Origin of the sequence: Streptomyces sp. SirexAA-E (assembly GCF_000177195.2) — a bacterium.
In the GTDB taxonomy this organism is placed as follows: Bacteria; Actinomycetota; Actinomycetes; order Streptomycetales; family Streptomycetaceae; genus Streptomyces; species Streptomyces flavovirens.
Genome location: NC_015953.1, coordinates 1,796,543 through 1,821,157, shown reverse-complemented (window position 1 = coordinate 1,821,157; position 24,615 = coordinate 1,796,543). Strand labels below are relative to the sequence as shown.

Annotated in this window: 24 protein-coding genes; 8 read left to right on the top strand and 16 right to left on the bottom strand. The window is 72.7% G+C overall.

The genetic code is table 11. The features are described 5' to 3' along the window. Positions 1-69: 69 nt before the first annotated feature. Together SACTE_RS08035 and glnII are read right to left on the bottom strand one after the other, a co-directional pair. Positions 70-675 carry a winged helix-turn-helix domain-containing protein gene (locus SACTE_RS08035; RefSeq protein ID WP_014045533.1) on the bottom strand — a complete coding sequence of 202 codons (606 nt, stop codon included), beginning with the start codon at positions 673-675 and terminating at the stop codon, positions 70-72. 454 nt (positions 676-1,129) lie between these two features. Then, positions 1,130-2,164, bottom strand: coding sequence for a glutamine synthetase (gene glnII, locus SACTE_RS08030; protein WP_014045532.1), 1,035 nt, complete (start codon positions 2,162-2,164; stop codon positions 1,130-1,132). 205 nt (positions 2,165-2,369) lie between these two features. Between glnII and SACTE_RS08025 the strand changes: the two genes are divergently transcribed. Further along, positions 2,370-3,314: a Gfo/Idh/MocA family oxidoreductase gene (locus SACTE_RS08025; RefSeq protein WP_176724354.1), complete on the top strand. Its 945-nt coding sequence runs from the start codon at positions 2,370-2,372 to the stop codon at positions 3,312-3,314. Positions 3,315-3,337: 23 nt separating this feature from the next. Here SACTE_RS08025 and SACTE_RS08020 read toward each other — a convergent pair whose 3' ends face one another. After that, positions 3,338-3,820, bottom strand: coding sequence for a MarR family transcriptional regulator (locus SACTE_RS08020; protein ID WP_014045530.1), 483 nt, complete (start codon positions 3,818-3,820; stop codon positions 3,338-3,340). A gap of 50 nt (positions 3,821-3,870) precedes the next feature. On the opposite strand from SACTE_RS08020, the gene SACTE_RS08015 reads away from it, so the two are divergent. Then, a complete protein-coding gene (locus SACTE_RS08015; protein ID WP_014045529.1) occupies positions 3,871-4,755 on the top strand; it encodes an alpha/beta hydrolase in 885 nt (294 codons plus the stop codon). Here SACTE_RS08015 and SACTE_RS08010 read toward each other — a convergent pair. Then, a complete protein-coding gene (locus tag SACTE_RS08010) occupies positions 4,733-5,092 on the bottom strand; it encodes an ArsC/Spx/MgsR family protein (protein WP_014045528.1) in 360 nt (119 codons plus the stop codon). The two genes, SACTE_RS08015 and SACTE_RS08010, sit on opposite strands and share 23 nt — an antisense overlap. A gap of 120 nt (positions 5,093-5,212) precedes the next feature. On the opposite strand from SACTE_RS08010, the gene SACTE_RS08005 reads away from it, so the two are divergent. Further along, positions 5,213-5,482, top strand: a complete 270-nt coding sequence (locus SACTE_RS08005) for a hypothetical protein (protein WP_014045527.1) — start codon at positions 5,213-5,215, stop codon at positions 5,480-5,482. 75 nt (positions 5,483-5,557) lie between these two features. Next, on the top strand, positions 5,558-6,367 hold the full coding sequence (locus tag SACTE_RS08000) for a hypothetical protein (RefSeq protein WP_014045526.1): 810 nt from the start codon (positions 5,558-5,560) through the stop codon (positions 6,365-6,367). Between the two features lie 292 nt (positions 6,368-6,659). Here the strand turns inward: SACTE_RS08000 and SACTE_RS07995 are convergent, their stop codons facing one another. Continuing rightward, on the bottom strand, positions 6,660-7,268 hold the full coding sequence (locus SACTE_RS07995) for a TetR/AcrR family transcriptional regulator (RefSeq protein WP_014045525.1): 609 nt from the start codon (positions 7,266-7,268) through the stop codon (positions 6,660-6,662). Between the two features lie 104 nt (positions 7,269-7,372). On the opposite strand from SACTE_RS07995, the gene SACTE_RS07990 reads away from it, so the two are divergent. After that, positions 7,373-8,188 carry an SDR family oxidoreductase gene (locus tag SACTE_RS07990; RefSeq protein ID WP_014045524.1) on the top strand — a complete coding sequence of 272 codons (816 nt, stop codon included), beginning with the start codon at positions 7,373-7,375 and terminating at the stop codon, positions 8,186-8,188. A gap of 313 nt (positions 8,189-8,501) precedes the next feature. Here SACTE_RS07990 and SACTE_RS07985 read toward each other — a convergent pair whose 3' ends face one another. After that, complete coding sequence (locus SACTE_RS07985) at positions 8,502-9,410, bottom strand: hypothetical protein (protein ID WP_014045523.1); 909 nt, start codon at positions 9,408-9,410, stop codon at positions 8,502-8,504. Between the two features lie 328 nt (positions 9,411-9,738). Beyond that, positions 9,739-11,148, bottom strand: coding sequence for a type I glutamate--ammonia ligase (gene glnA, locus SACTE_RS07980; protein ID WP_014045522.1), 1,410 nt, complete (start codon positions 11,146-11,148; stop codon positions 9,739-9,741). A gap of 222 nt (positions 11,149-11,370) precedes the next feature. Between glnA and SACTE_RS07975 the strand changes: the two genes are divergently transcribed. After that, complete coding sequence (locus SACTE_RS07975; RefSeq protein WP_014045521.1) at positions 11,371-11,838, top strand: RDD family protein; 468 nt, start codon at positions 11,371-11,373, stop codon at positions 11,836-11,838. Between the two features lie 193 nt (positions 11,839-12,031). On the opposite strand, the gene SACTE_RS07970 is transcribed toward SACTE_RS07975, so the two are convergent. The 4 genes from SACTE_RS07970 to lipB form a co-directional block, all read right to left on the bottom strand. Continuing rightward, entirely contained in the window at positions 12,032-12,739 is a 708-nt protein-coding gene (locus SACTE_RS07970) for a DUF4191 domain-containing protein (RefSeq protein ID WP_014045520.1), read from the bottom strand. 30 nt (positions 12,740-12,769) lie between these two features. Next, positions 12,770-12,970 carry a hypothetical protein gene (locus SACTE_RS07965; RefSeq protein WP_014045519.1) on the bottom strand — a complete coding sequence of 67 codons (201 nt, stop codon included), beginning with the start codon at positions 12,968-12,970 and terminating at the stop codon, positions 12,770-12,772. Between the two features lie 272 nt (positions 12,971-13,242). Then, complete coding sequence (lipA, locus tag SACTE_RS07960) at positions 13,243-14,232, bottom strand: lipoyl synthase (protein ID WP_014045518.1); 990 nt, start codon at positions 14,230-14,232, stop codon at positions 13,243-13,245. 124 nt (positions 14,233-14,356) lie between these two features. Further along, positions 14,357-15,166: a lipoyl(octanoyl) transferase LipB gene (gene lipB / locus SACTE_RS07955; protein WP_014045517.1), complete on the bottom strand. Its 810-nt coding sequence runs from the start codon at positions 15,164-15,166 to the stop codon at positions 14,357-14,359. A 290-nt stretch (positions 15,167-15,456) separates the two neighbouring features. Here lipB and SACTE_RS07950 point away from each other — a divergent pair, with 290 nt between their 5' ends. Further along, positions 15,457-17,121 (top strand): hypothetical protein, encoded by a 1,665-nt coding sequence (locus SACTE_RS07950; RefSeq protein ID WP_014045516.1) that lies wholly within the window; start codon positions 15,457-15,459, stop codon positions 17,119-17,121. Positions 17,122-17,131: 10 nt separating this feature from the next. Here SACTE_RS07950 and SACTE_RS07945 read toward each other — a convergent pair whose 3' ends face one another. Together SACTE_RS07945 and SACTE_RS07940 are read right to left on the bottom strand one after the other, a co-directional pair. Continuing rightward, positions 17,132-18,445: an NAD(P)/FAD-dependent oxidoreductase gene (locus SACTE_RS07945; protein WP_014045515.1), complete on the bottom strand. Its 1,314-nt coding sequence runs from the start codon at positions 18,443-18,445 to the stop codon at positions 17,132-17,134. A gap of 156 nt (positions 18,446-18,601) precedes the next feature. After that, a complete protein-coding gene (locus tag SACTE_RS07940) occupies positions 18,602-19,501 on the bottom strand; it encodes a TIGR01777 family oxidoreductase (protein WP_014045514.1) in 900 nt (299 codons plus the stop codon). A gap of 107 nt (positions 19,502-19,608) precedes the next feature. Here SACTE_RS07940 and SACTE_RS07935 point away from each other — a divergent pair, with 107 nt between their 5' ends. Beyond that, positions 19,609-20,139 (top strand): GNAT family N-acetyltransferase, encoded by a 531-nt coding sequence (locus SACTE_RS07935; protein ID WP_014045513.1) that lies wholly within the window; start codon positions 19,609-19,611, stop codon positions 20,137-20,139. A 25-nt stretch (positions 20,140-20,164) separates the two neighbouring features. On the opposite strand, the gene SACTE_RS07930 is transcribed toward SACTE_RS07935, so the two are convergent. From SACTE_RS07930 to aceE, 3 genes are all read right to left on the bottom strand, one after another. Next, complete coding sequence (locus SACTE_RS07930; protein ID WP_014045512.1) at positions 20,165-20,686, bottom strand: DUF4240 domain-containing protein; 522 nt, start codon at positions 20,684-20,686, stop codon at positions 20,165-20,167. Between the two features lie 62 nt (positions 20,687-20,748). Next, positions 20,749-21,717 (bottom strand): WYL domain-containing protein, encoded by a 969-nt coding sequence (locus SACTE_RS07925; protein ID WP_014045511.1) that lies wholly within the window; start codon positions 21,715-21,717, stop codon positions 20,749-20,751. 155 nt (positions 21,718-21,872) lie between these two features. After that, entirely contained in the window at positions 21,873-24,554 is a 2,682-nt protein-coding gene (gene aceE / locus SACTE_RS07920) for a pyruvate dehydrogenase (acetyl-transferring), homodimeric type (protein ID WP_014045510.1), read from the bottom strand. Between the last annotated feature and the right edge of the window lie 61 nt (positions 24,555-24,615).

Below are 24,615 nucleotides of genomic sequence, written 5' to 3'. Positions count from 1 at the left end.
CGACGACGGGGCGGGGGGCGGGGGACAACCCCCCGCCCCGTCGAGCCGTCGGCCTCACCACGCAGCGTCTCAGGGGGCGTACTTGTACCCCACGCGCCGGACGGTCTGGATCGCGTGGCGGTACTCGGCGCCGAGCTTCCGGCGCAGCCGGGCGACATGGACGTCGACGGTCCGCCCGTCACCGACGTGTCCGTACCCCCACACCGTGGTCACCAGCTGATCGCGGCTGTGGACCCGGTGCGGATGCGCCACCAGGTGGGCCAGCAGCTCGAATTCGAGGTACGTGAGGTCCAGGGTGACCCCGTCCACGGACGCGGTGCGCCGAGTGGAGTCGATCACCACCGGACCGGCGGCGGGAGCGGGCGCGGCCGGCTCCGGCACCACGTGACGGTGCTGGGCAGAGGCGACCGCCCCGGCCAGCGCCGGCTGCTGGTCGGCGGGGACCAGCACCAGGTAACCGACCATCGGAGGCCGGCCGGGCAGGGCCGGAAGCGTGTGCTGCGGTGCCGGCAGCCAGGTCGCGCCCGGCGGCAGGAAGCCCGCCACGTCAGGGACCTCGACGACCTCGTCCCGGTCGACGGCACGCAGGCGGTGCCGGTTCGGGGAGGGGGTGTTGCGGGAGGCGTCCGCCGCCACTGCGGCGGAAGCGGTGGAGAAGGCACGGGTGTTCGCCATGGGGAGTCAGCTCTTTCGCGCGAGGAGTCGTCGTGGGACGTACGTCGTGCGCGCGGGCCGAAGACCGTTGATGAGCGGCTTTAGAGGGCCTGCGCGTTCCACACGCGGCAACACACCCGGTCGAAGTCATGGTGTTGACGGGAGGGCCAGAAAGGCTCGAGGTCGCTGCGACCCGATGCGATGTGCTGGAAGCTGGCCATGCCCCCATTGAAGCAGAGATTTCGACGGCGCAGGAGTGCCCTCTCACCCGTCGATACGGTCCCTGTCCGATACGCGCCGTACACGGACCCGGCGACGGCGTACCGGCCGGTCCCGGCCAGGGCGGTCCGGCGGCCCGCCCGCCCTCTCAGGCGGCTCGATCCGACCGCCTCGGCACGGGGACACCGACACCAGAGGGGCGTCCACCGGACCCGGATCCGGTGGACGCCCCTCACCGCGGCTTCGCGGGCGCGGATCAGACCTGGTCGGCCTTCTCCAGCGCGGTGCAGCAGGTGTCGACGATCAGCCGCGTGACGACGTACGGGTCGACGTTGGCGTTGGGGCGGCGGTCCTCGATGTAACCCTTGCGGTCCTGCTCGACCTGCCACGGGATGCGGACCGACGCGCCGCGGTTCGAGACGCCGTAGCTGTACTCGTTCCACGGGGCGGTCTCGTGCAGCCCGGTCAGGCGGTCGTCGATGCCCGCGCCGTAGTTCTTGACGTGGTCCAGCGGCTTGGAGCCCTCACCCAGCGACTCGCACGCCGTGATGATCGCGTCGTACCCCTCGCGCATCGCCTTGGTGGAGAAGTTGGTGTGCGCGCCCGCCCCGTTCCAGTCGCCCTTGACCGGCTTCGGGTCCAGCGTCGCGGACACGCCGAAGTCCTCGGCGGTGCGGTAGAGCAGCCAGCGGGCGATCCACAGCTGGTCGGAGACCTCCAGCGGGGACAGCGGGCCCACCTGGAACTCCCACTGGCCCGGCATGACCTCGGCGTTGATGCCGGAGATCCCCAGACCCGCCTCCAGGCAGTTGTCGAGGTGCTTCTCGACGATGTCACGGCCGAAGATCTCGTCCGAGCCGACACCGCAGTAGTAACCGCCCTGCGCGGCCGGGAAGCCGCCCTCGGGGAAGCCCAGCGGACGGTGGCCGTCGAAGAAGGTGTACTCCTGCTCGATGCCGAAGACCGGCTGCTGGCCCTCGAACCGCTCGGCGACCGGGCGCAGTTCCGCGCGGGTGTTGGACTCGTGCGGCGTCATGTCGATGTCGAAGACCTCGCACAGCACGAGGACGTCGTCGCCGCCGCGGATCGGGTCCGGGCAGGAGAAGACCGGCTTCAGCACCCGGTCGGAGGCGTGGCCCTCGGCCTGGTTGGTGCTCGAACCGTCGAAGCCCCAGATGGGCAGGTCCGCCACGTCCTGGGTGGGGCTCCCGGCCATGATCTTCGTCTTGGAGCGAAGCTTGGCGGTCGGCTCGGTGCCGTCGATCCAGATGTACTCAGCCTTGAACGTCACGGAAGCCATCCTTTGCGGGCGCTGCGGTCTATACGGCGCAGCTTGGCAAGACGCGATTTCCCGGCCGTTGCCCGTAGGTGAACCCGGTGTTACCGGTGTTTCCCGGAGGTGTCGGCGGACCGGTGCCCGCTGCCCGGAGGCGTCCCGCGCCGTGGCGGACCGGATACGGTCCACGACGCCGACCTCACCCGGGCACACTGGCCGCATGACCACATCAGCCACCTCCGGCCCGCCCGCCCCCGGTACACCGATGCGCATCGGTCTCGTCGGGGCGGGCCCCTGGGCCCGCATGACGCACGCCCCCGCGCTCGCCGACCACCCCGGTGCCGTACTCGGCGGCGTCTGGGGGCGCCGGCCCGAGGCGGCCGAGGAGCTCGCCGCCGCCCACGGCACCGAGGCGCACACCGGTGAGGCGGGCCTCGACGCGCTGTTCGCCGCGAGCGACGCGGTGGCCTTCGCCCTGCCGCCGGACGTCCAGGCGCCGCTGGCCGCCCGGGCGGCCGCGGCCGGCTGCCACCTGCTGCTGGACAAGCCGGTGGCCACCACCGTGGCGGGCGCCCGGGAGGTAGCCGAGGCCGCCGCCCGCGCCCAGGTCGCCTCCGTGGTCTTCTGCACCCTGCGCTTCGCCGCCGGGTCCGCCGACTGGATCGCCGCACAGGTGGCGACGGGCGGCTGGTTCACGGCCCGCGCACAGTGGCTGGCCGCCCTGTACGCCCCCGGCGGCGGCAACGCGTTCGCCGCCTCGCCGTGGCGCCGTGAGAAGGGCGGCCTGTGGGACTGCGGCCCGCACGCCCTCTCGGTGCTGATCCCCGTCCTGGGCGACGTGACGGAGGTGGTGGCGGCCCGCGGGCCGGCCGACGCCACGCATCTGCTGCTCCGGCACGCCTCCGGTGCGTCCAGCACGCTCACCCTCGCCCTGGACGCGCCGCAGGCCGCGGCGGGCACGGAGGTCGAGTTCCGGGGCGAGCACGGGGTCTCTGCCCTGCCCGAACGCGGCGGCAGCGCCCAGGACGCCTTCCGGGCGGCCGTGGACGCGCTGATCACCGCGGCCCGCACCGGGGTGGCCCATCCCTGTGACGTACGGTTCGGGCTGCGGCTCACCGAGGTGCTGGCCCAGGCCGAGGCGCAGCTGGGCCCGGTAGGCGCCTGAACGGCGGCCCGGGAGGGCGGCGGTCAGGCGGCGCCGCCGTCCTCCCGGGCCAGTGCGGCGTGCGCCCCCAGCAGGAACCGCCGCACGGCCGCCGCCTCCCGCGCGTCGAAGGTGCGCAGCAGCTCCACCATGCCCGTCAGCCAGGGCCCGAAGAACTCCTGCCCCAGCTCCACGGCCCGCGCGTCGACCGCGAGCAGCACCCGCCGGCGGTCGTCCGTGTCCCGGACACGGGTGAGGTGGCCGAGGCGGACCAGCCGGTCGATGAGGGCGGTGGTCCCCGCGGAGTTGAGCCCGAGCTGCGCACCCAGCCATCCGGCGGTCGCCGGGGTGCCCGAACGCGCGGCGTCCAGCAGGCAGATCAACGCCCGCACGTCGGTGGGGTGCATCCCGTGGCGGGCCGCGAACTCCCCCTGGCGCAGGCCGAATTCGACCGACACCCGGCGCAGCAGGTGGACGGTCTCCATCTCCGGCCCCGGTGTCCGGACCGCGTTCCCGTCTTCGCTCATCCCTCTATTTTATCTCGCTCAGCGAGGTAATGTGCGGGCAGGAGGTATCCATGAGTCACGCACCACGGACCGCACCGGCCCCCCGGTCCTTCCTCGCGGCGTACGACGACGTCCTCGCCGCCCGCTGGCCCGCCGGGACGACGGCCACCCGGATCCCCACCCCGTACGGCACCACCCACGTCAACAGCTGCGGCCCCGAGGACGCCCCGCCCCTCGTCCTGCTGCCCGGCGGCGGGGCCACCTCCACCGTCTGGTTCGCCCAGGCCGCCCACCTCGCGCGCACGCACCGCGTCCACGCCCCGGACCTGATCGGCGACCCGGGCCGCAGTACGACGGGGGAGCGCCCGCTGCGCACGGCGGCCGATCTGGCGGCCTGGCTCGACGCCGTACTGGACGCGCTGGGCGCGGACCGCCCCGCGCTCTGCGGCCACTCCTACGGCGGCTGGATCGCCCTGCGCCACGCCCTGCACGCGCCCGGGCGGGTCAGCCGGCTGGTCCTCGTGGACCCGACCCAGTGCTTCGCCGGATTCCGCCCCGGATACCTGCTGCACGCCCTGCCGATGCTGCTCCGCCCCACCGCCCGCCGCACCCGCGCCTTCCTGGCCTGGGAGACCGGAGGAGCGGCCCTGGATCCCGCCTGGGCGCGGTTGCGGGACGAGGCCGCCGCCTTCCCCACCGCCCGCCCGGTCACCGGCCCGCGCCCCTCACCCGAGGAGCTTCGCGGCCTCACCACCCCGGCCCTCGTCCTGCTCGCCGAACGCGGCCGGGCCCACGACAGCGCCGCCGTGGCCGCCACCGTGCACCGGCTGCTCCCGCACGCGGAGACCGCGACGCTCACCGGTGCCACCCATCACTCGCTGCCGTCGCACGGTCCCGGCGCGGCCGAACTCAACCGCCGCGCCGAGGAGTTCCTCACCGCGCCAGCGCGTCCCTGACCGCCTCCCCCGACCGGGCCACCACGGCGCTCCCGTCCTGAGCGGTGATGATCGGCCGCTGGATCAGCTCGGGGTGCTCGGTCAGCGCCGTGATCCACCGCTCCCGCGACGCGGCGTCCCGGGGCCACTCCTTGACGCCCAGCTCCTTGGCGTCGGCCTCCCCCGTCCGCGTGATGTCCCACGGTTCGAGCCCGAGCCGGCCGAGCACGTCCCGGATCTCGTCGGGGGAGGGGACGTCCTCCAGGTAGCGGCGGACGGTGTAGTCGGCGCCCTCGGAGTCGAGCAGACTCAGGGCGCCACGGCACTTCGAGCAGGCCGGGACGATCCAGATCTCCATGGGGTCCAGGGTACGGGAGTGGCCCGCCCAAACAGCCTCTGGCCAGGGCGGATTGTCAGTGGTGGACGGTAAGATGGAGGCAGTTCGTGAGGGTTCCACCACTGTGCCAGGAGGTTGCCCATGGCCGTTGCCACCGCCACGACCGAGCCGCTGCACCAGCCCCTGCGAAAGAGGCCGCTCCCCGCGGGACGGCCCCGCGAGTGGTACGTCTCGCACAACCGCCGCCTCAAGGCCATGCGCCTGGCGATAGCCCTGCTCGACACCGGGGTGTACCACCCGTCGAGCGCCGACAACGACCGGATCCACGCGATGGCCGACCGCCTCGCCATCCACCCGCCGTCCGACACCACCTGCCGCATGGTCCGCGCCCTGATCCGCTACGGCCGCTGAGCGCCGCCCGTGCCCCCGGAGCGACCACCGGGGGCACGGACCCGCCCGTACCCGCCGGATGCCACACTGCACGCCATGTCTCTCAGCGCACTCACCCTCGCCCGCTGGCGCACCCTGGACCGGGACACGGCGACGCGGTACGCCGAGGAGGCCGCCCGCCGGGTCGACGGCCGGCTCGTCCGGCTGGACGGCACCCCGCACCCCGACGGCACCACGCACCGTGCCCTGATCGAACGGGACGGTGAGGCCTACGCGTTGATACCCGGCGGCGAGGTCGCCCTCGGCTTCGACCCCCACGCCTGGCGCCCCCTGCCCGAACAGCTCGTCTCGTACCGCGAGGAGAGCCTGGCGGGCGGCTTCGGCTTCGACGAGGACCCACGCGACCACCTGGCGCGCGTGATGAGCCCCCGCCGCACGGTGACGCTGCCCACCGTCCTCATGGCCGTGGAAGCGGGCAGGCTCGTCGAGGCGCCGGACCTCGTCCCGGCGCTGCTCGCCGAGCGCGGCCTCAGGCTCCCCGGGCCCGACGCGTGGGAGCACGCCTGCGGCGCGGGCGCCACGACCCTCTTCCGCTGGGGCGACGCCGTACCGGCCGCCACCTCCCCGTACGGGACCGGTGCCTCCGGCCCGCACCGCCGTCCCAACGCGTTCGGGCTGCGCATCGCCTTCGACGTCTACGACACCGCGGAGATGACCTCCGACCCCGGTTCCGTATACGGCGGGGACGGCGGCGAGGCGGTCTGCGGCGGCTACGGCACGTTCCTGGAGTGGCTTCCCCTGGCCACCGCCAACCGCAACCCCTCCATGGCCGACTTCCTCAACGGCCCGGAGGGCGAGGACATGTACGAGGACTTCAACGCCCGCCCGGTCATCGACCTGGACTGAGCGGCACCGCCGCCTCCGCGCGTCTTCGCGCACGCCGCGACCGCCGCACCCCTCCAGGCACCCACACAGCGGCGCCCACCGGCACGAGCACCGGCGCCCACGGCACCCGCCCCCGTCACCAGCCCGACACGATCGCGGCGGGCGGATCGGGGGACCGCGGCGACCCATGGCCGCGCCGTCTTCGAGGAAGTCCGGCATCCGCCGATGGCAGAGCGCACCGCGTCCGGGCACCGGCGTCCGGACCCGCGCCCGGGGGCGGCTCCGTGCGCCCGCACCGGACGAATCGGTCCGGTCAGGGAGGCGTCGGCCGGAGCCCGCCGAGGATCGTCCCGACCAGGTCCTCGGCGCGCTCCGGGGACGTGTCGGCGTTCCCCGTGAGCAGCTGGTAGAGCAAGGCGCCGATCAGGGCGTCGGCGACGGCCTCCAGGCTGCGGTCGGCCCGCACCTGTCCGGCGGCCACACCCGCCCACAGCCGTTCGACCAGGGCCCGGTGCCGTGGGCCCGTGAGCCGGCGGTACAGGGTGTCGCCGGCGCCGGGGCTCTCCGCCGCCGCGGCCGTCAGCGCGAGGAGCAGGGGGGTGATGCCGGGTGCGGCCATCTTCTCGGCGTACGCCCGCGCCCACGCCCGGAGGTCGCGTCCGACGTCGCCGGTGTCGGACGGCTCCTCCACCGGCTCGTCGGCGCCGAACGCACCACTGTGCAGGACGGCGTCGGCGACGAGGGCGCCCTTCGACGACCAGCGACGGTAGACGGTCGGCTTGCCCACCCCCGCCTCGGCGGCCACGGCCTCCATCGACACCCCGGCGTATCCGCCCTGCCCGAGCAGCTTCCGGGCGGCCTCCAGGATCGCCTGATCCGTGGCGGCCTTCCGGGGCCGGCCGCGCTTGGGGGTCTCGCTCATGCGGGAAGTCTAGCCACTTACCTCTCCATTACGAAACGGTCCGTAATCTATAGCGATGACGTCCCGGGTACCGCCCTGGACAGCCGCTCACCCAGGAGGCAATCATGCCCCAGCACATAGCCGTGATCATCGGAGTCGGAGGCATGGGACAGGCCATCGCCCGCCGCCTCGACCCCGCCTCCCACCTGCTGCTCGCCGACTTCGACGCGGACCTCCTCGACGGGGCGGCCGGCCGGCTCGCCGACGAGGGCTACACCCTCACCCGGCAGACCGTCGACGTGTCCGACCGGGCCTCGGTCGGCGCACTGGCCGAGACGGCGTCCGCACTGGGCGAGGTCCGCACCGTCGTACACACCGCGGGCCTCTCCCCGGTCCAGGCGCCCGTGCCGGCGATCCTCGCCGTCGACCTCCTCGGAGTCGCCCTGGTCCTGGAGGAGTTCGGCGCGGTCGTCGCGGAGGGCGGGGCGGGCCTGGTCATCTCCAGCATGGCCGGCCACGGCCATCCCGGCCTCACCCCCGAACAGGCCCGGGAGCTGACCACCACCCCCACCGACCGACTGCTCTCCCTCCCGCTGACCGCCCAGGCCAACTTCCCCCACCCCGGGGCCGCCTACAGCTTCGCCAAGAAGGTGAACCAGCTCCACGTCCAGGCGGCCAGCACCACCTGGGGCACCAGGGGCGCCCGGATCAACTCCATCAGCCCCGGAGTGATCTCCACCCCCATGGGCCGGCAGGAACTGGCCGGAGAACACGGCGCCCAGATCAGGGCCATGATCGAGTCCTCCAACGCCCGCCGGCCCGGCACCCCGGCCGACATCGCCGCCGCCGCGGAGTTCCTGCTCGGCCCGGCCGCCACCTTCATCTCCGGCACGGACCTCCTCGTCGACGGAGGCGTCATCGCCGCCGCCCTCCGCGGCTGACCGACGCAGGCCCCGCCCCCATCACGCAACGGGCGGGGCCCGGTCCCTCCTCAGTCGACAGGAGCGCCGTCCTGCGTGGGCGGTCGGCCCGGTGGCACCGACGCAGCGGCCGATCGTGCGGCCGTGGTCCCGGGCCCGGCGGCGGCCCCTTGGAGGGATGCGGCGAGAATGCGGCATACCTCGACCCGCTGGTCCGGATCGCAGCCGCGCATCAAACGTTCGAGACGGCGGAGGACAGCGATGTCCCGTTGGCAGCGGACCACCACACCGAGGACCAGGCACACGGTCACAACGAGCACCGTCACCGCGGGACTCACGAGGAGTAACCCTTCTCGATGGAGTCGGTGATCTTCTGGGCGCTGGGCCCACTGTCGTACTGACACGCGGAATGGCGCCGCACGATCACGGTGTGACCGCCCAGGCGTGCGGAATGGGCAGAGGTCAGTTCGATCGTCTCGCTCGGTGGCAGCCCGTCGACGAACCCGTGGGCCAACAGCGCGGCGCAGTAGGCCTCAACGGTGTCACCACAGCACCACTCGATGACCAGATCACCGGAGTGGTGGGTGTAGCAGTTGGCGAACCCGTGAGGAGCGGACGCCCGGTTGACGAGGCCCGGACGACGCAGGACACGACTCAGCATCAAGTCCCGGACCGCTGCGTCAGGGACCGTGGGCCACGCCCCGGCCCAGCCCTCGGCCTCCTCGTGCTCCTCGGACGAGAGGTCGCCCAACGGGCGCGTCCACAGTGGGGTCTCTCCCTCCTCGGCGGTCGGCAGGCGCCAGGCCCGGCCGTCGGAGGTCTCCGCGAAGACACGCGCCGAACCGGAGGAGTCCTGGAGGACGATTCCACCGTCCACCGGCCGCACACGCAGGCCGGGCACCCCGCGGAGGCCGCCGTAGGAATCGTCGAGCCGTGGAAGGAGTTCTCGAAGTACTTCGTCCGCCATGGTCGGCTCGACGGTCAACCCGAGGTGTCCGGGCGCCGTCTGAGCGCCCTGGACTCCGAGGAGAGCGCCGTTGAGCTGACGGTCCTGGAAGCGGCTCGCCAGGACATGGGCCATGTGCGCCTCCAGGCGGCGCTGACGAGGCTCCGAGGCGTCGGCGATCGGCTGGGGGAGGCGCACCCGCACCTGCTTGGCCAGCCTGGACGCGGTCGACTGCGTCAGCGCGGTCCGGCGACGGATCTGCTTGGCCAGACGGCTGCTGTTGCGCGACTTGGACATACGTCATCCCTCCTACAGGCCGCCCGGCAACGGCAGGAAAGACTGAACGGATGTCCTTCGGTGCTACGTGACTTCCACTTGCGGAGACTCTCCGGAGCCCTCTGCTCACCCCGGTGCCGGGACCGAGTGGTGTGAGACACGCTGCCGCAACAACGCCCGGCCCAGATTACCGCACGAGGTGACACACGAGAGGGCCGTCACCCCGGTACGGGATGACGGCCCTGGAGACCCGCTCGTGGCGGCGCGTCAGGTGCCTGTACGGCCGGTGGGCACGCGCCGCACGCGACGCCCGGAACCAGCCGGAGTACAGGCCACCCGCCTGCGCGCTCTAGAGGTCGAAGTACAGCTCGAACTCGTGCGGGTGCGGCCGCAGCTGGATCGGGGCGATCTCGTTCGTGCGCTTGTAGTCGATCCACGTCTCGATCAGGTCCGGCGTGAAGACACCGCCGGCCTGGAGGTACTCGTGGTCCTGCTCCAGCGCGTCGAGGACCGCCGGGAGCGACGTCGGGACCTGCTGGACGCTCGCGTGCTCCTCGGGAGCCAGCTCGTAGAGGTCCTTGTCGATCGGCTCCGGCGGCTCGATCTTGTTCTTCACGCCGTCCAGGCCGGCCATCAGCAGCGCCGAGAACGCCAGGTACGGGTTGGACGACGGGTCCGGGGCGCGGAACTCGACGCGCTTGGCCTTCGGGTTGGAGCCCGTGATCGGGATGCGCATCGCGGCGGAGCGGTTGCGCTGCGAGTACACCATGTTGACCGGCGCCTCGAAGCCCGGGACCAGGCGGTGGTAGGAGTTCACCGTCGGGTTGGTGAACGCCAGCAGCGACGGGGCGTGCTTCAGGATGCCGCCGATGTAGTAGCGCGCCATGTCCGAGAGGCCCGCGTAACCCTGCTCGTCGTAGAAGAGCGGGGAGCCGCCCGACCACAGGGACTGGTGGACGTGCATGCCCGAGCCGTTGTCACCGAAGATCGGCTTCGGCATGAAGGTCGCGGTCTTGCCGTTGCGCCAGGCGACGTTCTTCACGATGTACTTGAAGAGCATCAGGTCGTCGGCCGCGGCGAGCAGCGTGTTGAACTTGTAGTTGATCTCGGCCTGGCCGGCGGTGCCGACCTCGTGGTGCTGGCGCTCGACCTGAAGGCCGTTCTTGTCCAGCTCCATCGAGATCTCGGCACGCAGGTCGGCGAAGTGGTCGACCGGCGGGGTCGGGAAGTAGCCGCCCTTGTAGCGGACCTTGTAACCCCGGTTGTTCTCCAGCGCACCGGTGTTCCAGGCGCCGGCCTCGGAGTCGATGTGGTAGAAGCTCTCGTTCGCCGACGTCTGGAAGCGGACGTTGTCGAAGACGTAGAACTCGGCCTCCGGGCCGAAGTACGCGGTGTCCGCGATGCCGGTCGAGGAGAGGTACGCCTCGGCCTTCTTGGCCACGTTCCGCGGGTCACGGCTGTACTGCTCACCGGTGATCGGGTCGTGGATGAAGAAGTTGATGTTCACCGTCTTGTCGCGGCGGAACGGGTCGACCCGGGCCGTCGACAGGTCGGCGCGCAACGCCATGTCCGACTCGTGGATCGCCTGGAATCCGCGGATCGACGAGCCGTCGAAAGCCAGTTCCTCGGCCGGGTCGAAGGTCGCCGCGGGGATGGTGAAGTGCTGCATCACACCCGGCAGGTCGCAGAACCTGACGTCGACGAACTTGACGTCGTTGTCGGCGATGTACTTCTGGACTTCGTCGGCGTTCTGGAACATCCAACTCCTCCTACTCCCGACCCGGGAAAGGGCGGGGTTGCAGCTCGTTGTGTGGCCAGTGCGGTGGCACACGCTGGCCCCGACCATAGGCAGGCAGGATTTCTCCAGCATGACCCATTTGTTTCGCTCAAGTTAACCAGCCCGGTTGTGGGCGGCACCTCAGCGACGTGTTCCTGTGCCCCGCCCGGCCGGGTGCAAACGCGGGCGCAGTACCGTGGACGGGTGGACAACAGGCAAGTAATCGGATCGTGGCTGTCCGGCCCCCGCGCGGCCGCGGAAGAGATGGGTGCGGACTTCGGTTACCGGGGCCGGCGCCTCGGTCTGCCCCAGGAGGGCCCGGGGTCGGTGGCCCCCCTCGGCCGGCGCTTCGGCGCCCTCTTCATCGACTGGGCCGCCTGCATGCTGATCGCATACGGGCTGTTCGCCCGCGGTGACCAGCAGAGCGCCGGCAACTGGGCGCTCGGCGTCTTCCTCGTCCTGAGCGTGGTCACCGTCACCACCGTCGGCTCCACCCCGGGCAAGCGCATCTGCGGCCTGCGGGTCATCGCCGAGGACGGCAGTCGACTCGGCGCCGGACGGGTCCTCCTGCGGACCGTGCTGCTCCTGCTGGTGATCCCGGCCCTGGTCTGGGACCGCGACAGCCGCGGCCTCCACGACCGGCTCTCCCGCGCGGTCCAGGTGCGTATCTGAGCCCGAGCGGCGGCAGGTCCACGGACGACGCCGTCGGCACGGCCCGGAAGTCCCGCCTGCCCGGCGGAGGACGGCGCTACTCGCGGAACACCCCGTGAGCGACGGACCGCGCGGGACGACAGACCGCGAAGGAAGAGGGGCGGCCCGGGACGATGTTCCGTCCGGGGCCGCCCCTCTTCACGTTCCGTACCGCTCAGCGCATCTTTCCGCCGCGCGGCATCCGCATGCCCTTCGGCATCGGGCCCTTCGGCAGCGGCATGTTGCTCATCAGGTCGCCCATCGCCCGCAGCCGGTCGTTGGCCGCGGTGACCTGCGGGCCGGTCAGCACCCGGGGGAGCTTCAGCATCGTGGTGCGCACCTTCTTCAGCGGCACCTGGCCCTCGCCGTCGCCGACGATGATGTCGTGCACCGGCACGTCCACCACGATCCGGGCCATCCGCTTCTTCTCGGCGGCCAGCAGGCTCTTCACCCGGTTCGGGTTGCCCTCGGCCACCAGCACGATGCCCGCCTTGCCGACGGCCCGGTGGACGACGTCCTGGCTGCGGTTCATCGCGACCGCCGGAGTCGTGGTCCAGCCACGGCCCACCCGGTCGAGCACGGCCGCGGCAGCGCCCGGCTGTCCCTCCATCTGCCCGAAGGCCGCCTTCTCGGCACGCCGCCCGAAAATGATCGCCATCGCGAGGAAGGCCAGGACGAAGCCCAGGATGCCCGCGTAGATGGGATGACCGATCAGGAAACCGATCGCGAGGAAGACACCGAAGGTGACGATTCCCACACCCGCGACGACGAGACCCACCTTGGGGTCGGTCCGCCTGGTCATCTTGTAGGTCAGGGCGATCTGCTTGAGCCGCCCCGCGTTCTCGGCGCTGTCCGCGCCTTCAGTGTTTGCCTTCCTCGCCATGCAGCGAAGTTTACGTGGCCCCGGAGTGACCTAGGAACGCTGGGCGGCCACAGCCCGCAGGACGTGCTCGGCCTCGACCCGGTCCTTGGCCCTGCGGCGGTCCTCCAGGACCGCGTTCCAGGCATTGCGGCGCGCGGTGCGCTGGCCGCTGCTCAGCAGCAGCGACTCCACGGCGCGCAGGGCGGTGGTGACGGACGGGAGCGCGTGGGCTCGGACCGGTGCGGCGTGCATGGCGGATGTTCCCCCTCGGAGCGGATGCGCGCGCGGCGCGCACTGAGTAGCGGGAAGCAGTGACGGCGGCGGCCGTGGGAAGCCGCTGCTGTCCGTGTACCTAGGGTCACTGCTCGGTGTTACCAGTGCATGACCGGTCGGTCAAACACCAATGAAACCCTGATTGCGGCGGCACGCACGCCGACGCGGCCCATACGGGCCCCCGACCTGCGGGGGGCGTACGGGCCGCGTCGATGCGGTCCTCACCGTTCAGTGGTCCCTTGTGCGCCGATTCACACGGCGGGGGCGGACGCCTGGGCTCCGGACGTCGCCGCCGCGGTCCCGCCGCGACGCTCGACCGCCTGCTGGAAGAGGCGTCCCGCGCGGTACGAGGAGCGCACCAGCGGACCCGACATGACACCGGAGTACCCGATGGCGTCGGCCTCGTCCTTGAGCTCCACGAACTCGTGCGGCTTCACCCAGCGCTCGACGGGGTGGTGCCGGGGGGAGGGCCGCAGGTACTGCGTGATCGTGATGAGCTCGCATCCCGCGTCGTACAGGTCCTTCAGCGCCTCGCTGACCTCCTCGCGGGTCTCGCCCATGCCGAGGATCAGGTTCGACTTGGTCACCAGACCGGCCTCGCGGGCACGCGTGATGACCTCGAGGGAGCGCTCGTAGCGGAAGCCGGGGCGGATCCGCTTGAAGATGCGGGGCACCGTCTCGACGTTGTGGGCGAGCACCTCGGGACGCGAGGAGAAGACCTCGGCGAGCTGCTCGGGCACCGCGTTGAAGTCGGGGATCAGCAGCTCGACCTTGGTCCCGCCCGCCTCCCGCTCGGCCGTCAGCGCGTGGATCTGGCGGACCGTCTCCGCGTACAGCCAGGCGCCGCCGTCCTCCAGGTCGTCGCGGGCGACGCCGGTGATGGTGGCGTAGTTGAGGTCCATCGTGACCACGGACTCGCCCACGCGGCGCGGCTCGTCACGGTCCAGGGCCTGCGGCTTCCCCGTGTCGATCTGGCAGAAGTCACAGCGCCGGGTGCACTGGTCCCCGCCGATGAGGAAGGTGGCCTCGCGGTCTTCCCAGCATTCGAAGATGTTGGGGCAGCCGGCCTCCTGGCAGACCGTGTGCAGACCCTCGCTCTTCACGAGCTTCTGCAACTGGTTGTACTCGGGGCCCATCTTCGCCCGGGTCTTGATCCACTCGGGCTTGCGCTCGATGGGGGTCTGGCTGTTCCGGACCTCCAGGCGCAGCATCTTGCGCCCGTCGGGTGCGACAGCGGACACTCCGGCACTCCCCTTTGCTTTCACTGCATTGGATTCTTCGGCGAACACCAGGGTACGCCCGTCGTTAGAACGGTCTTACGTCTGCCCAACCTGTGGCCGAGGGGGCCTATTCCCCGGGGCCCGGTCAGGCGGGGGCGGCGGCCCTCGGCTCCTCGATGACCCGGGGCGCGAGTTCCGCGTTCTCGAGGACGTCCCGCAGGTGCCTCTCCACGACCGGCAGGACGTCCGCGATCGTGACCTCACGGCCCAGTTCGTACGCGAGCGAGGTGACGCCCGCGTCCCTGATCCCGCACGGCACGATCCGGTCGAACCAGGTGTTGTCGGGGTTCACGTTGAGGGAGAAGCCGTGCATCGTCACGCCCTTGGCGACCCGGATGCCGATCGCCGCCAGCTTGCGGTCCTCGCGGCGCTGGCCGGCGTTGGACGGCGCGTACTCCGGGCCGTTCAGCCGGGCGTCGAACTCCTCGTCGTGCAGGCGCGGATCGAAGTCGAGCGACAGCCCGCCCGGCGAGGGGCGTTCCTCGACCGGGTCACCGAGCACCCAGACGCCGCTGCGGCCCTCGACCCGGGAGGTCTCCACGCCGAACTCGGCGGCCGTGCGGATCAGCGCGTCCTCCAGCCGGCGTACGTGCGCGACCACGTCGACCGGGCGCGGCAGCTTCTGGATGGGGTAGCCGACGAGCTGGCCGGGTCCGTGCCAGGTGATCTTCCCGCCCCGGTCGACGTCGATGACCGGGGTGCCGTCCAGCGGACGTTCGCTGTCGGTCGTGCGCCGGCCCGCCGTGTAGACGGGAGGGTGCTCCAGGAGCAGGCAGGTGTCGGGGACGGTGTCCTCGAACCGGGCGGCGTGCACCTCGCGCTGCATCTGCCAGGCCTCCTGGTAGTCGACCGCTTCCTGGCCGAATCCCACACGGACGAACCGCAGCTCACTCACTTCGGGTGCCTCCCTGTTCGCGGGTGCCGGGCGGCCGGGCGGGCCCCGGAACCACGTCACCATGCACTGATATGCGCCCTGAGCCACTGTACGACCGCTCGGCGGGCAGGGGTCCGGCAGGTTCGTCACCGACGGCCGACACCGGGGCGGGCGTCAGTGATCTACGCAGTCCCCACACGATCGGATGAATGTGGAGCGAACGCCGATACGCATGGTGGCGGGGCAGTTACATTCGCGCCGTTCCATTAGGGCCGCCGGCCCGGCCCCGAAGGCAGGAGACCGTACAGCTGATGTCGGAACGACCTCCGCAGCGCACCCCCAACCGGCGGCTCGCTGCGCTCATCGCGGAAGCCGGATTCTCCCATGCGGGCCTCGCCCGGCGGGTGGATCAGCTGGGCCTCGAACACGGACTCGACCTGCGGTACGACAAGACGTCGGTGACCCGCTGGCTGCGCGGCCAGCAGCCGCGCGGCACCACCCCCGCGCTGATCGCCGAGGTGTTCACCCGACGGCTCGGGCGTCGGCTCTCCGCACAGGACCTCGGCCTGGACGCCTGCGCTCCCGTCTACGCGGGGCTCGAATTCGCGGCCACCCCCGCCGAGGCCGTCGACATCGTCAGCGGGCTCTGGCGGAAGGACTCCGGCAGCCACGCGGAGCTGCGCAAGATCGCCTTCACCCCGGCCGGACTGGTCGTCCCCAGCCGGGACTGGCTGATCGGACGGGCCGACGAATGGGTCGGACGCGGGGAGTCCGCGGCCTCGACGGCGGGCGGGACCGGCTTACCGGGCCCACGTCCGCCCGCCGAGGCGCACGGACCGCGCGCGGCCGACGGCGCCCACCCGACGGCCGGCACCCTGTCCGGCCCCCCGCCCGGGGCGGGCGGCCACCTCGCGGCCCCAGGCCCGGCGCACGCCCCGGGCCACGCCCACGGCCCCGGTGCCCATGGAGTCAGGCCCGGATCCAGAGGGCCCGCCCCCACCCGTCCGCCCGGAGCCCCCGGGGCCGCGCACCCGGTCGTCCCCCGGCAGCGGGGCGCCGAACGGGGATCCGGCCAGCGGGTCGGCAGCGGCGACATCGCCGCCCTGCACTCGGTCGGCGACCTCTTCCGCGCCCTGGACCACGCCTACGGAGGCGGCCACGCCCGCCAGGCCCTCGTCCGGTACCTGGAACACGAGGCCGAGCCGATGCTGCGCGGCACCTACGGCGAGGCCGTCGGCCGTCGGCTGTTCTCGGCGGCCGCCGACCTGACCCGGCTGGCCGGCTGGACGTCGTACGACATCGCGGCGCACGGTCTGGCCCAGCGCTACTTCGTGCAGGCGCTGCGGCTCGCCCAGGCCGCGGGCGACCGGGCGTACGGCTCGTTCGTGCTGATCACCATGAGCCGGCAGGCCGTCTACCTCGGGCACGGCAGGGAAGCCGTCCAGCTCGCCCGGGTCGCCCAGCAGGGCATCGGGTCCTCGGCGCCGCCCGTCGTCATGGCCCTGCTGCACGCGGTCGAGGCCCGCGGGCACGGTGTGCTGGGCGAGACCAGGGCCTGCGTCGCGGCGCTCGTCCGGGCGGAGCGTGCCCTGCAGAGCGCCCGCCCCGGCGACGACGCCCCGCACTGGGCCCGCCCCTTCGACGAGGCGCAGCTCGCCGACGAGTTCGGCCACTGCCACCGCGACCTCCAGCAGTACCGGGCGGCCGCCCAGCACGCCGAGCGTTCGCTCCAGCTGCGCGCTCCGGCGTACGCCCGGAGCAGGCTGTTCTGCCGGGTGGTGCTCGCCACCGCCCGGCTCGGCCTCGGCGAGCTCGACCAGGCCTGCCTGCTGGGCGCCGAGGCGGCCCAGCAGGCGTCGGAGATGCGGTCGGTGCGGGCCACCGAGTACGTACGCGACTTCGAGCGCCGCCTGGAGCCCTACCGGGACGCCGTCGCCGTACGCGGCTACCGCGACCGGGTCGCGGCCCTGGGCTGAGCCGGCGCGGTCAGGCCGCGGCGGGCAGCGCCGTCCCGCCCACGGCCTCGTGGCGCACCCCGAGGTCCGTGAGGATCGCCGAGGCGGCCCGCCGGCCCGAGTGCAGGGCGCCCTGGACCGTACTGGTGTCACGGTGGTCGCCGCAGACGTACAGGCCGGCGAGCACCCGGACGGGCCGCTCCGGATCGTGCGGCGGCGCCATCACGGGCACCGCCTCCGGGTCGTGACGGGCCGCCAGGAGCTCCCAGTCGTGCGTCGGGGTGCCGTACAGCGTGGCCAGGTGCGCCCGGACGGTGCGGTCCAGGTCCGGCGGCGGGGGGCCGAGGACCGTGGAGGTGATCAGGGTCCGGCCGTGCGGCGCGCGTGACGGGTCGACCGCGCTCATCACGGCGGTGTGCGCCACCGGACCCGACCGGTCCGCGTCCAGCAGCAGCCGGGCTCCCGTCGGCGGGGGGACCGGGGCGGTGTGGTGGAGCACCGTCACCGGATGGAAGGCGGGCGTCCGCAGCCCCGGCAGCAGCTCGGCCGCCGCACCCGCCCCGGTCGCCAGCAGCAGGGAACGGCAGCTCAGCTCGCCGTGCTCCTTGGTGCGTACGGAGGTGATGTCGGCGGCCGTGACGTGCACCCCGGTCCGCACGGTCCCCGGCGGCAGCGCGGCCGCCAGCAGCTCGGGCAACGCCGAGGCACCGCCCGCCGGTACGCAGAGCCCGCCGCGGGCGTAACTCCGCAGGGCGAGATCGGCGCAGCGGCTCGACGTGGCGAGGACGGGATCGGAGAGCAGCGCCGAGAGCAGGGGGCGCAGGAAGCCGTCGACCGTACGGGGCGAGAGGCCGCGCGAGGTGAGGGATTCGAGCGCCGGCCGGTCGGGCCGGGCCAGGATGCGCGAGACCGGGGTGGTGGCGAGACGGGAGAGCCAGGCGCCCAGCCTGGCCTGCTCGATCGCGCCACCCAGGGGCGCGCGAGGGGCGCTCGGCCAGGAGCGTGCGGCCCTCAGCGCGCCCCTCGCGCTGCGCACGTCCCCGGCACGGTAGCGGCGACCCCGGCTGTGGACGAGCACCCCGGGGGCGAACTCCCTGAGGGCCAGCCCGTGGAGCCCCGGCATCGCGCGGAGCTCGGGACAGGCGGAACTGAGCAGAGGTCCTGTGTGGTCGAGCCGGAACCCGTCCACGTCCTCGGTGGCCATCCGCCCGCCGACGCGGGGGGCGGCCTCCAGGACACATGTGTCCACTCCTGCGCTGATCAGCTGATGGGCGGCTGTCAGGCCGGCTGTCCCGGCCCCGATGACAACCACGTCCGCGTGGTGTGCCGTGTCTGCCCTGAGCACGTGCCCCTCCCCGAGTCGGCGCGACCGCTGGGGGGCTCTTGCCCCCAACGGACCCCCGGAATGCCGGGGTCCGCGCTCGAAGCTAGGCCGGTGGCCGAGCGGAGCCCAGCCGCGCGCACCCCGGGCACCGGTGCACGGGGTCGCACAGCCGTCCGGTCAGCGCAGTGCCGCGCGGATCGTGGCGTCGATGTCGGGGAAGGCGAACGCGAAGTCCGAGTCGAGAAGTCGGCCGGGAAGCACCCGCTGGCTGCCCAGGACGTCACCGGCGAACTCGCCGAGCGCGATCCGCAGGGCGGGCGCCGGAGCGGTGAAGAGGGTCGGGCGGCGGAGCACCCGCCCCATGGCCGCCGTCACCTGGCCGTTGGTGACGGGCGCGGGCCCGGTCAGGTTGACCGGGCCGGACAGGGATTCGGTGTCCAGGATGTGCCGCATCGCCGCGATGTGGTCGTGCAGGGCGATGAAGCTCCAGTACTGCCGGCCGTTGCCCAGGCGCCCGCCGAGGCCCGCCTTGAACAAGGGGAAGAGACGGCCCCAGGCACCGCCCCCGCGGGCGACGACCAGACCGGTGCGGGCGTGCACGGTGCGGATACCGGCCTCCTCGGCGGGTGCCGTGGCCTCCTCCCACTCCACGCACACGGAGGGCAGGAACCCCTGGCCAGGGGGCGCGCTCTCGTCGACGGCCCGGTCCCCGGTGTCGCCGTAGTAGCCGATGGCGGACCCGGACAACAGCACCTTCGGCGGGGTGTCCAGGGAGGCGACGGCCTCGGCGATCGCCGCCGTGCCCAGCACCCGGCTGTCCCGGATCCGCCGCTTGTACTCCTCGGTCCACCGGTGGTCCCCGACCCCGGCACCGGCGAGATGGACGACGGCGTCGCAGCCGACCAGGCCGGCCGCGTCGACGTACTGGCGCTCGGGGTCCCACTCCACCTCGTCACCGGTGGCGGCGGGGCGGCGCACCAGGCGCACCACCTCGTGCCCGTCGGCCCGCAGCGAGCGCACGAGCGCCGCTCCGATGAGTCCGGTCGATCCGCTGACGGCGATACGGGAACGCAGCATGGGCCCATCCTGCCCCATGGGCCCCGCCCACCGCCCTGTCACACGGCCCCGATCCGGGACCGGACCTCCCTGATCCGGCCGTCCGGCGGCGTGGCACAGTGGCAGCCATGCCGTCCGCTCCGCAGCTGCGCTCCCTGAGCCCCGTCCGCCCCGCCCGGGCCGAGGACGAGTCCGCGCTCGTCGCGCTCGACCGGGCCACCTGGTCGACGCTGCACTCCGTGCAACCGGAACCACGGCCTCCGTACCCACCGTTCTTCGACGACCGGCACCGGCCCGCCGAGTACCTCCTGGCCGAGGCCGTCACGGACACCGGGGGGACGGACCTGGCCGGGTACATCAGGCTGGCCCGCCCGACCCCGCTCGCCTGCAACGCGCACGTACGGCAGATACAGGGCCTGGCCGTGGCGGAATGGGCGCGGGGCCACGGTGTGGCACGGGCGCTGCTGCGGGCGGCGTACACCGAGGCCCGCCGTCTGGGCGCCGGACGGATCACTCTGCGCGTCCTCGGCCACAACGCCCCGGCCCGGGCGCTCTACGCCTCGGAGGGGTTCACCGTGGAGGGCGTGCTGCCCGGCGAGTTCTTCCTGAACGGGCGGTACGTCGACGACGTGCTGATGGGCCGCCCGCTGACACCGTGAGCGGCGCCCGTCCACGAGGTCCGGGTCACGCCGAACCGAAGCGCTCCCAGAGCATGGGGAAGCGCCGCGCCAGGGCCGCCTCGTCGTCGAGCGCCACCGGTGTGCCCGCCGGCCGGTCCGGCTGCGGCGGCAGGCCCAGGTCCGGGGTGAGCACGCCGGTCAGCTGCTCGTACGCCTCGTCGGCGGCGTAGCCGAGCTCCTCGCCGTCGCCGTCGTACTCCTCGTCGAAGTCCTCCAGCAGTTCGGCGAGGCCGTCCGGGTCCTGCACCGTGGACTCGAAGACCTCCCGGCCCTGCCCGATCAGCCAGCAGCGGAAGTAGTCGAACGCGTCGTCGTCCGCGCCGTCCAGCAGCACGGCGGCCGCTCCCCAGACGTCCCAGCGGTAGGCGCGGTTGTAGCGGGCCTCGAAGTGGCGGGCGAAGTCCAGCACGGATTCCGGATCGAGCTGCACCAGCCGCTCGACGAGCACGTCGGCGTGGTCGTCGGGGTCGCCCTCGGCGGCCTCACGGGTGCTGTCGATGATCTCCCAGAACTCCGTCTCGTCCATCACCGCTCCAGCATCTGCCCTGGCGCCGGGCGACGCACGCCCAGAGGCGGGAAGGGTGGCTCTCAGCGGTACAGGGCACGCAGCCGTTCGGCGGCCTCGGCGAAGCGCGCCCGCAGCGTCTCGGGCGCCAGGACCTCCAACTCCGGTCCCAGGGCCATCAGCTGGCCGTACGCGACCTCCTGCGACTCCACCGCCAGGGTGAGCGTCCGCCGGCCGTCCGCGTCGGGCGGGCCTGCCCCGGCGATCGCGTCGTCGACGGCGGCCCGGTCCACGGCGTGCGGCAGCCGCGCGAGCCCCGCCTCGGACAGCCGGACGGTCACCTCCGTACGCAGGAGCGACCGGGCGAACCGGGCGGCCCGCTCCTCCCAGAAACCCGGCAGGTCGAAGTCCTCGTCCCGTACGAAACGCTCCGCCGACACCTCGACCGCCGTGAACCGGTCGATCCGGTACACCCGGACGTCGTCCCCCGCCCGGGCGCAGAGATACCAGACACCGGCCTTCAGCACGAGCCCGTACGGGGCCAGCTCCCGCTCGACCTCGTCCGTGGCGCCGCGCCGGTAGCGGGCCCGGACGAGCCGGTCGTCCCGGACCGCCTCCGCGACGGCCGGCAGCAGCTCCGGGGTGACCGGCTCGTGGAACCAGCCCGGCGCGTCCAGGTGGAAGCGCCGGGCGGCGCTGCGCGGGGCGTCCCGGAGCGACGGGAGCAGGGCGGCGGTCACCTTCAGCCGGGCCGCCGACGCCGCGTCGTCGAGCCCCATCTCCCGCAGGACGGACGGCAGCCCGGACAGGAAGAGCGCCTCGGCCTCCTCGCGGCCCAGCCCGGTCAGCCGGGTCCGGTACCCGTCGACCAGCCGGTACCCGCCGGTCCGGCCCCGGTCGGCGTACACCGGCACGCCCGCCTCGGACAGCGCCTGCGCGTCGCGGGTCACCGTGCGTTCCGAGACCTCCAGCTCGCCGGCCAGCTCGGCGGCGGTCATGGCGGGCCGGGACTGCAGGAGCAGAACCATCTTGATGAGCCGGGCAGCACGCATGCGGCCATTGTGCGGGCCCGCGGACGGCACGGTGCACGGGCCCGGCGCCGGGGCGCCTTCGTGCGGGGGCCGCCGGACGCGGTGGGCGAACGCCCGCAGGGCGGGCTCGACGTGAGCCCGCCCTGCGGTGCTGAGGCGGCCGTCCGGCCGGTCCCTCAGAGCCCGTACTTCTCGCGGGCCTCCTTGACCTTCGACGCCGGGATCTCGCCACGGCGGGCCAGCTGGGCCAGCGCGGCGACCGTGACCGACTGCGGGTCGACACCGAAGTGGCGGCGGGCGCCGTCGCGGGTGTCGGAGAGGCCGAAACCGTCCGTGCCCAGCGAGGACCAGTCCTGCTCCACCCACTGGCTGATCTGGTCCGGGACCGCGCGCATCCAGTCGCTCACCGCGAGGACCGGGCCCGGGGCGCCGGACAGCGCCTGGGTCACGTACGGAACCCGCTGCTCACCGCGGAGCAGCGCCTCGTCGCACTCCAGCGCCTCGCGGCGCAGCTCGCCCCACGAGGTCGCGGACCAGACGTCGGCCGTGACCCCCCAGTCGGCGGCCAGCAGCTGCTGGGCCTCCAGCGCCCAGTGGATCGCCGTACCGGAGGCGAGGAGCTGGAGACGCGGGGCCTCCGCCGAGGCGGGCGCACCCTCCTTGAAGAGGTACAGGCCCTTGACGATGCCCTCCTCGACGCCTTCCGGCATCGCGGGCTGCTGCTTGGGCTCGTTGTAGACCGTCAGGTAGTAGAAGACGTTCGAGTCCTCGCCCGGGGCGGCCTGGCCGAACATCCGGCGCAGACCGTCCTTGACGATCACCGCGATCTCGTACGCGAACGCCGGGTCGTAGTTGAGCGACGCCGGGTTCGTGGACGCGATCAGGTGCGAGTGGCCGTCCGCGTGCTGGAGGCCCTCACCCGTCAGGGTCGTACGGCCCGCCGTGGCGCCGACGATGAAACCCTTGCCGAGCTGGTCGGCGAGCTGCCACATCTGGTCGCCGGTCCGCTGCCAGCCGAACATCGAGTAGAAGATGTAGAACGGGATCATCGTCTCGCCGTGCGTCGCGTACGACGTGGCGGCGGCGATGAAGTCGGCCATGGCACCGGCCTCGGTGATCCCCTCGTTGAGGATCTGGCCGTCCTTGGCCTCCTTGTAGTACATCAGCTGGTCGCGGTCGACCGGCTCGTACGTCTGGCCCAGCGGCGAGTAGATGCCGGCCGACGGGAACAGCGACTCCATACCGAAGGTACGGGCCTCGTCCGGGACGATCGGCACCCAGCGTTTGCCGGTCTGCTTGTCCCGCATCAGGTCCTTCACCAGGCGGACGAACGCCATGGTGGTGGCCATCTCCTGCTTGCCGGACCCCTTGTACAGGGCCTTGAAGGCGCGCTCCTCCGGCTCGGGCAGCGCCACGGTGTGCACCCGGCGGGCGGGGGCCGGACCGCCGAGGGCGGCACGGCGCTCCTGGAGGTAGCGGACCTCGGGGGAGTCGGCGCCCGGGTGGCCGTAGGGGACCAGGCCGCTGTCGAAGGCACTGTCCGGGATCGGGAGGTCGAGCAGCTCGCGCATGCCCTTGAACTCGTCGATCGACAGCTTCTTCATCTGGTGGTTGGCGTTCTTGGACTCGAAGCCCTTGCCGAGCGTGTAGCCCTTGACCGTCTGCGCCAGGATCACCGTCGGCGCGCCCTTGTGCGCCAGGGCGGCACGGTAGGCCGCGTACACCTTGCGGGCCTCGTGGCCGCCGCGCGAGGAGTAGAAGCACTCGGCGATCTTCGCGTCGCTCAGCAGCTTCGCCAGCTCGGCGAGCGCGGGCTCGGCGCCGAAGAAGTGCTCGCGGATGTAGGCCACGTCGCGGGTCGCGTACGTCTGGAACTGCGCGTCCGGCACCTCGCGGAGCCGGCGGACCAGGGCACCCGTGGTGTCCAGCTGGAACAGCTCGTCCCAGGCGCTGCCCCAGAGCGTCTTGACGACGTTCCAGCCGGCCCCGCGGAACGCGCCCTCCAGCTCCTGGACCACGCGGAAGTTGGCGCGGACCGGGCCGTCGAGACGCTGCAGGTTGCAGTTGATGACGAAGGTCAGGTTGTCGAGCTGCTCACGCGCCGCGAGGGCGAGGGCCGCGGTCGACTCGGGCTCGTCCATCTCGCCGTCGCCCAGGAAGGCCCAGACGTGCGAGTTCGACGTGTCCTTGATGTTGCGGTTGGCCAGGTAGCGGTTGAAGCGCGCCTGGTAGATCGCCGAGAGCGGGCCGAGGCCCATCGACACGGTGGGGAACTCCCACAGCCAGGGCAGTCGCCGCGGGTGCGGGTAGGACGGCAGGCCGTCCCCGCCCGACTCCTGGCGGAAGTTGTCGAGCTGCTGCTCGCTGAGGCGGCCGTCGAGGAAGGCACGGGCGTAGACGCCGGGGGAGGCGTGGCCCTGGACGTAGATCTGGTCGCCGGAGCCGTCCCCCTCCTTGCCGCGGAAGAAGTGGTTGAAGCCGGTCTCGTACAGCCAGGCGGCCGAGGCGAAGGTGGCGATGTGGCCGCCGACGCCGTAGCGCGCGCCCCGGGTGACCATCGCGGCCGCGTTCCAGCGGTTCCAGGCGGTGATCCGGGACTCCATCTCCAGGTCGCCGTCGAACTCGGGCTCGGCGGCGGTGGGGATGGTGTTGACGTAATCGGTCTCCAGCAGCTTGGGCAGCGCGATACCGGCGCCCTCCGCGTGCTGGAGCGAGCGCCGCATGAGGTACGCGGCACGGTGCGGGCCCGCGGCCTTGGTGACGGCGTCCAGGGAGTCCGCCCATTCGGCGGTCTCTTCGGGGTCGCGGTCCGGGAGCTGGTCGAGCTCGCTCGGAAGCTTTGCTACGGGGTCGGTCATGATCGCCGCCTTCCGGAGTGGGAGGGGGTGGAGAAGTCCCTGGCTGGCAGGACAGGGCGAT

What these genes read in the sequence shown, in the direction of transcription:
- SACTE_RS08035 (WP_014045533.1), bottom strand. Translation starts at nt 675, where the DNA reads ATGGCGAACACCCGTGCCTTCTCCACCGCTTCCGCCGCAGTGGCGGCG.
- SACTE_RS08025 (WP_176724354.1), top strand. Translation starts at nt 2,370, where the DNA reads ATGACCACATCAGCCACCTCCGGCCCGCCCGCCCCCGGTACACCGATG.
- SACTE_RS08020 (WP_014045530.1), bottom strand. Translation starts at nt 3,820, where the DNA reads ATGAGCGAAGACGGGAACGCGGTCCGGACACCGGGGCCGGAGATGGAG.
- SACTE_RS08015 (WP_014045529.1), top strand. Translation starts at nt 3,871, where the DNA reads ATGAGTCACGCACCACGGACCGCACCGGCCCCCCGGTCCTTCCTCGCG.
- SACTE_RS08010 (WP_014045528.1), bottom strand. Translation starts at nt 5,092, where the DNA reads ATGGAGATCTGGATCGTCCCGGCCTGCTCGAAGTGCCGTGGCGCCCTG.
- SACTE_RS08005 (WP_014045527.1), top strand. Translation starts at nt 5,213, where the DNA reads ATGGCCGTTGCCACCGCCACGACCGAGCCGCTGCACCAGCCCCTGCGA.
- SACTE_RS08000 (WP_014045526.1), top strand. Translation starts at nt 5,558, where the DNA reads ATGTCTCTCAGCGCACTCACCCTCGCCCGCTGGCGCACCCTGGACCGG.
- SACTE_RS07995 (WP_014045525.1), bottom strand. Translation starts at nt 7,268, where the DNA reads ATGAGCGAGACCCCCAAGCGCGGCCGGCCCCGGAAGGCCGCCACGGAT.
- SACTE_RS07990 (WP_014045524.1), top strand. Translation starts at nt 7,373, where the DNA reads ATGCCCCAGCACATAGCCGTGATCATCGGAGTCGGAGGCATGGGACAG.
- SACTE_RS07985 (WP_014045523.1), bottom strand. Translation starts at nt 9,410, where the DNA reads ATGTCCAAGTCGCGCAACAGCAGCCGTCTGGCCAAGCAGATCCGTCGC.
- glnA (WP_014045522.1), bottom strand. Translation starts at nt 11,148, where the DNA reads ATGTTCCAGAACGCCGACGAAGTCCAGAAGTACATCGCCGACAACGAC.
- SACTE_RS07970 (WP_014045520.1), bottom strand. Translation starts at nt 12,739, where the DNA reads ATGGCGAGGAAGGCAAACACTGAAGGCGCGGACAGCGCCGAGAACGCG.
- SACTE_RS07965 (WP_014045519.1), bottom strand. Translation starts at nt 12,970, where the DNA reads ATGCACGCCGCACCGGTCCGAGCCCACGCGCTCCCGTCCGTCACCACC.
- SACTE_RS07950 (WP_014045516.1), top strand. Translation starts at nt 15,457, where the DNA reads ATGTCGGAACGACCTCCGCAGCGCACCCCCAACCGGCGGCTCGCTGCG.
- SACTE_RS07940 (WP_014045514.1), bottom strand. Translation starts at nt 19,501, where the DNA reads ATGCTGCGTTCCCGTATCGCCGTCAGCGGATCGACCGGACTCATCGGA.
- SACTE_RS07935 (WP_014045513.1), top strand. Translation starts at nt 19,609, where the DNA reads ATGCCGTCCGCTCCGCAGCTGCGCTCCCTGAGCCCCGTCCGCCCCGCC.
- SACTE_RS07930 (WP_014045512.1), bottom strand. Translation starts at nt 20,686, where the DNA reads ATGGACGAGACGGAGTTCTGGGAGATCATCGACAGCACCCGTGAGGCC.
- SACTE_RS07925 (WP_014045511.1), bottom strand. Translation starts at nt 21,717, where the DNA reads ATGCGTGCTGCCCGGCTCATCAAGATGGTTCTGCTCCTGCAGTCCCGG.
- aceE (WP_014045510.1), bottom strand. Translation starts at nt 24,554, where the DNA reads ATGACCGACCCCGTAGCAAAGCTTCCGAGCGAGCTCGACCAGCTCCCG.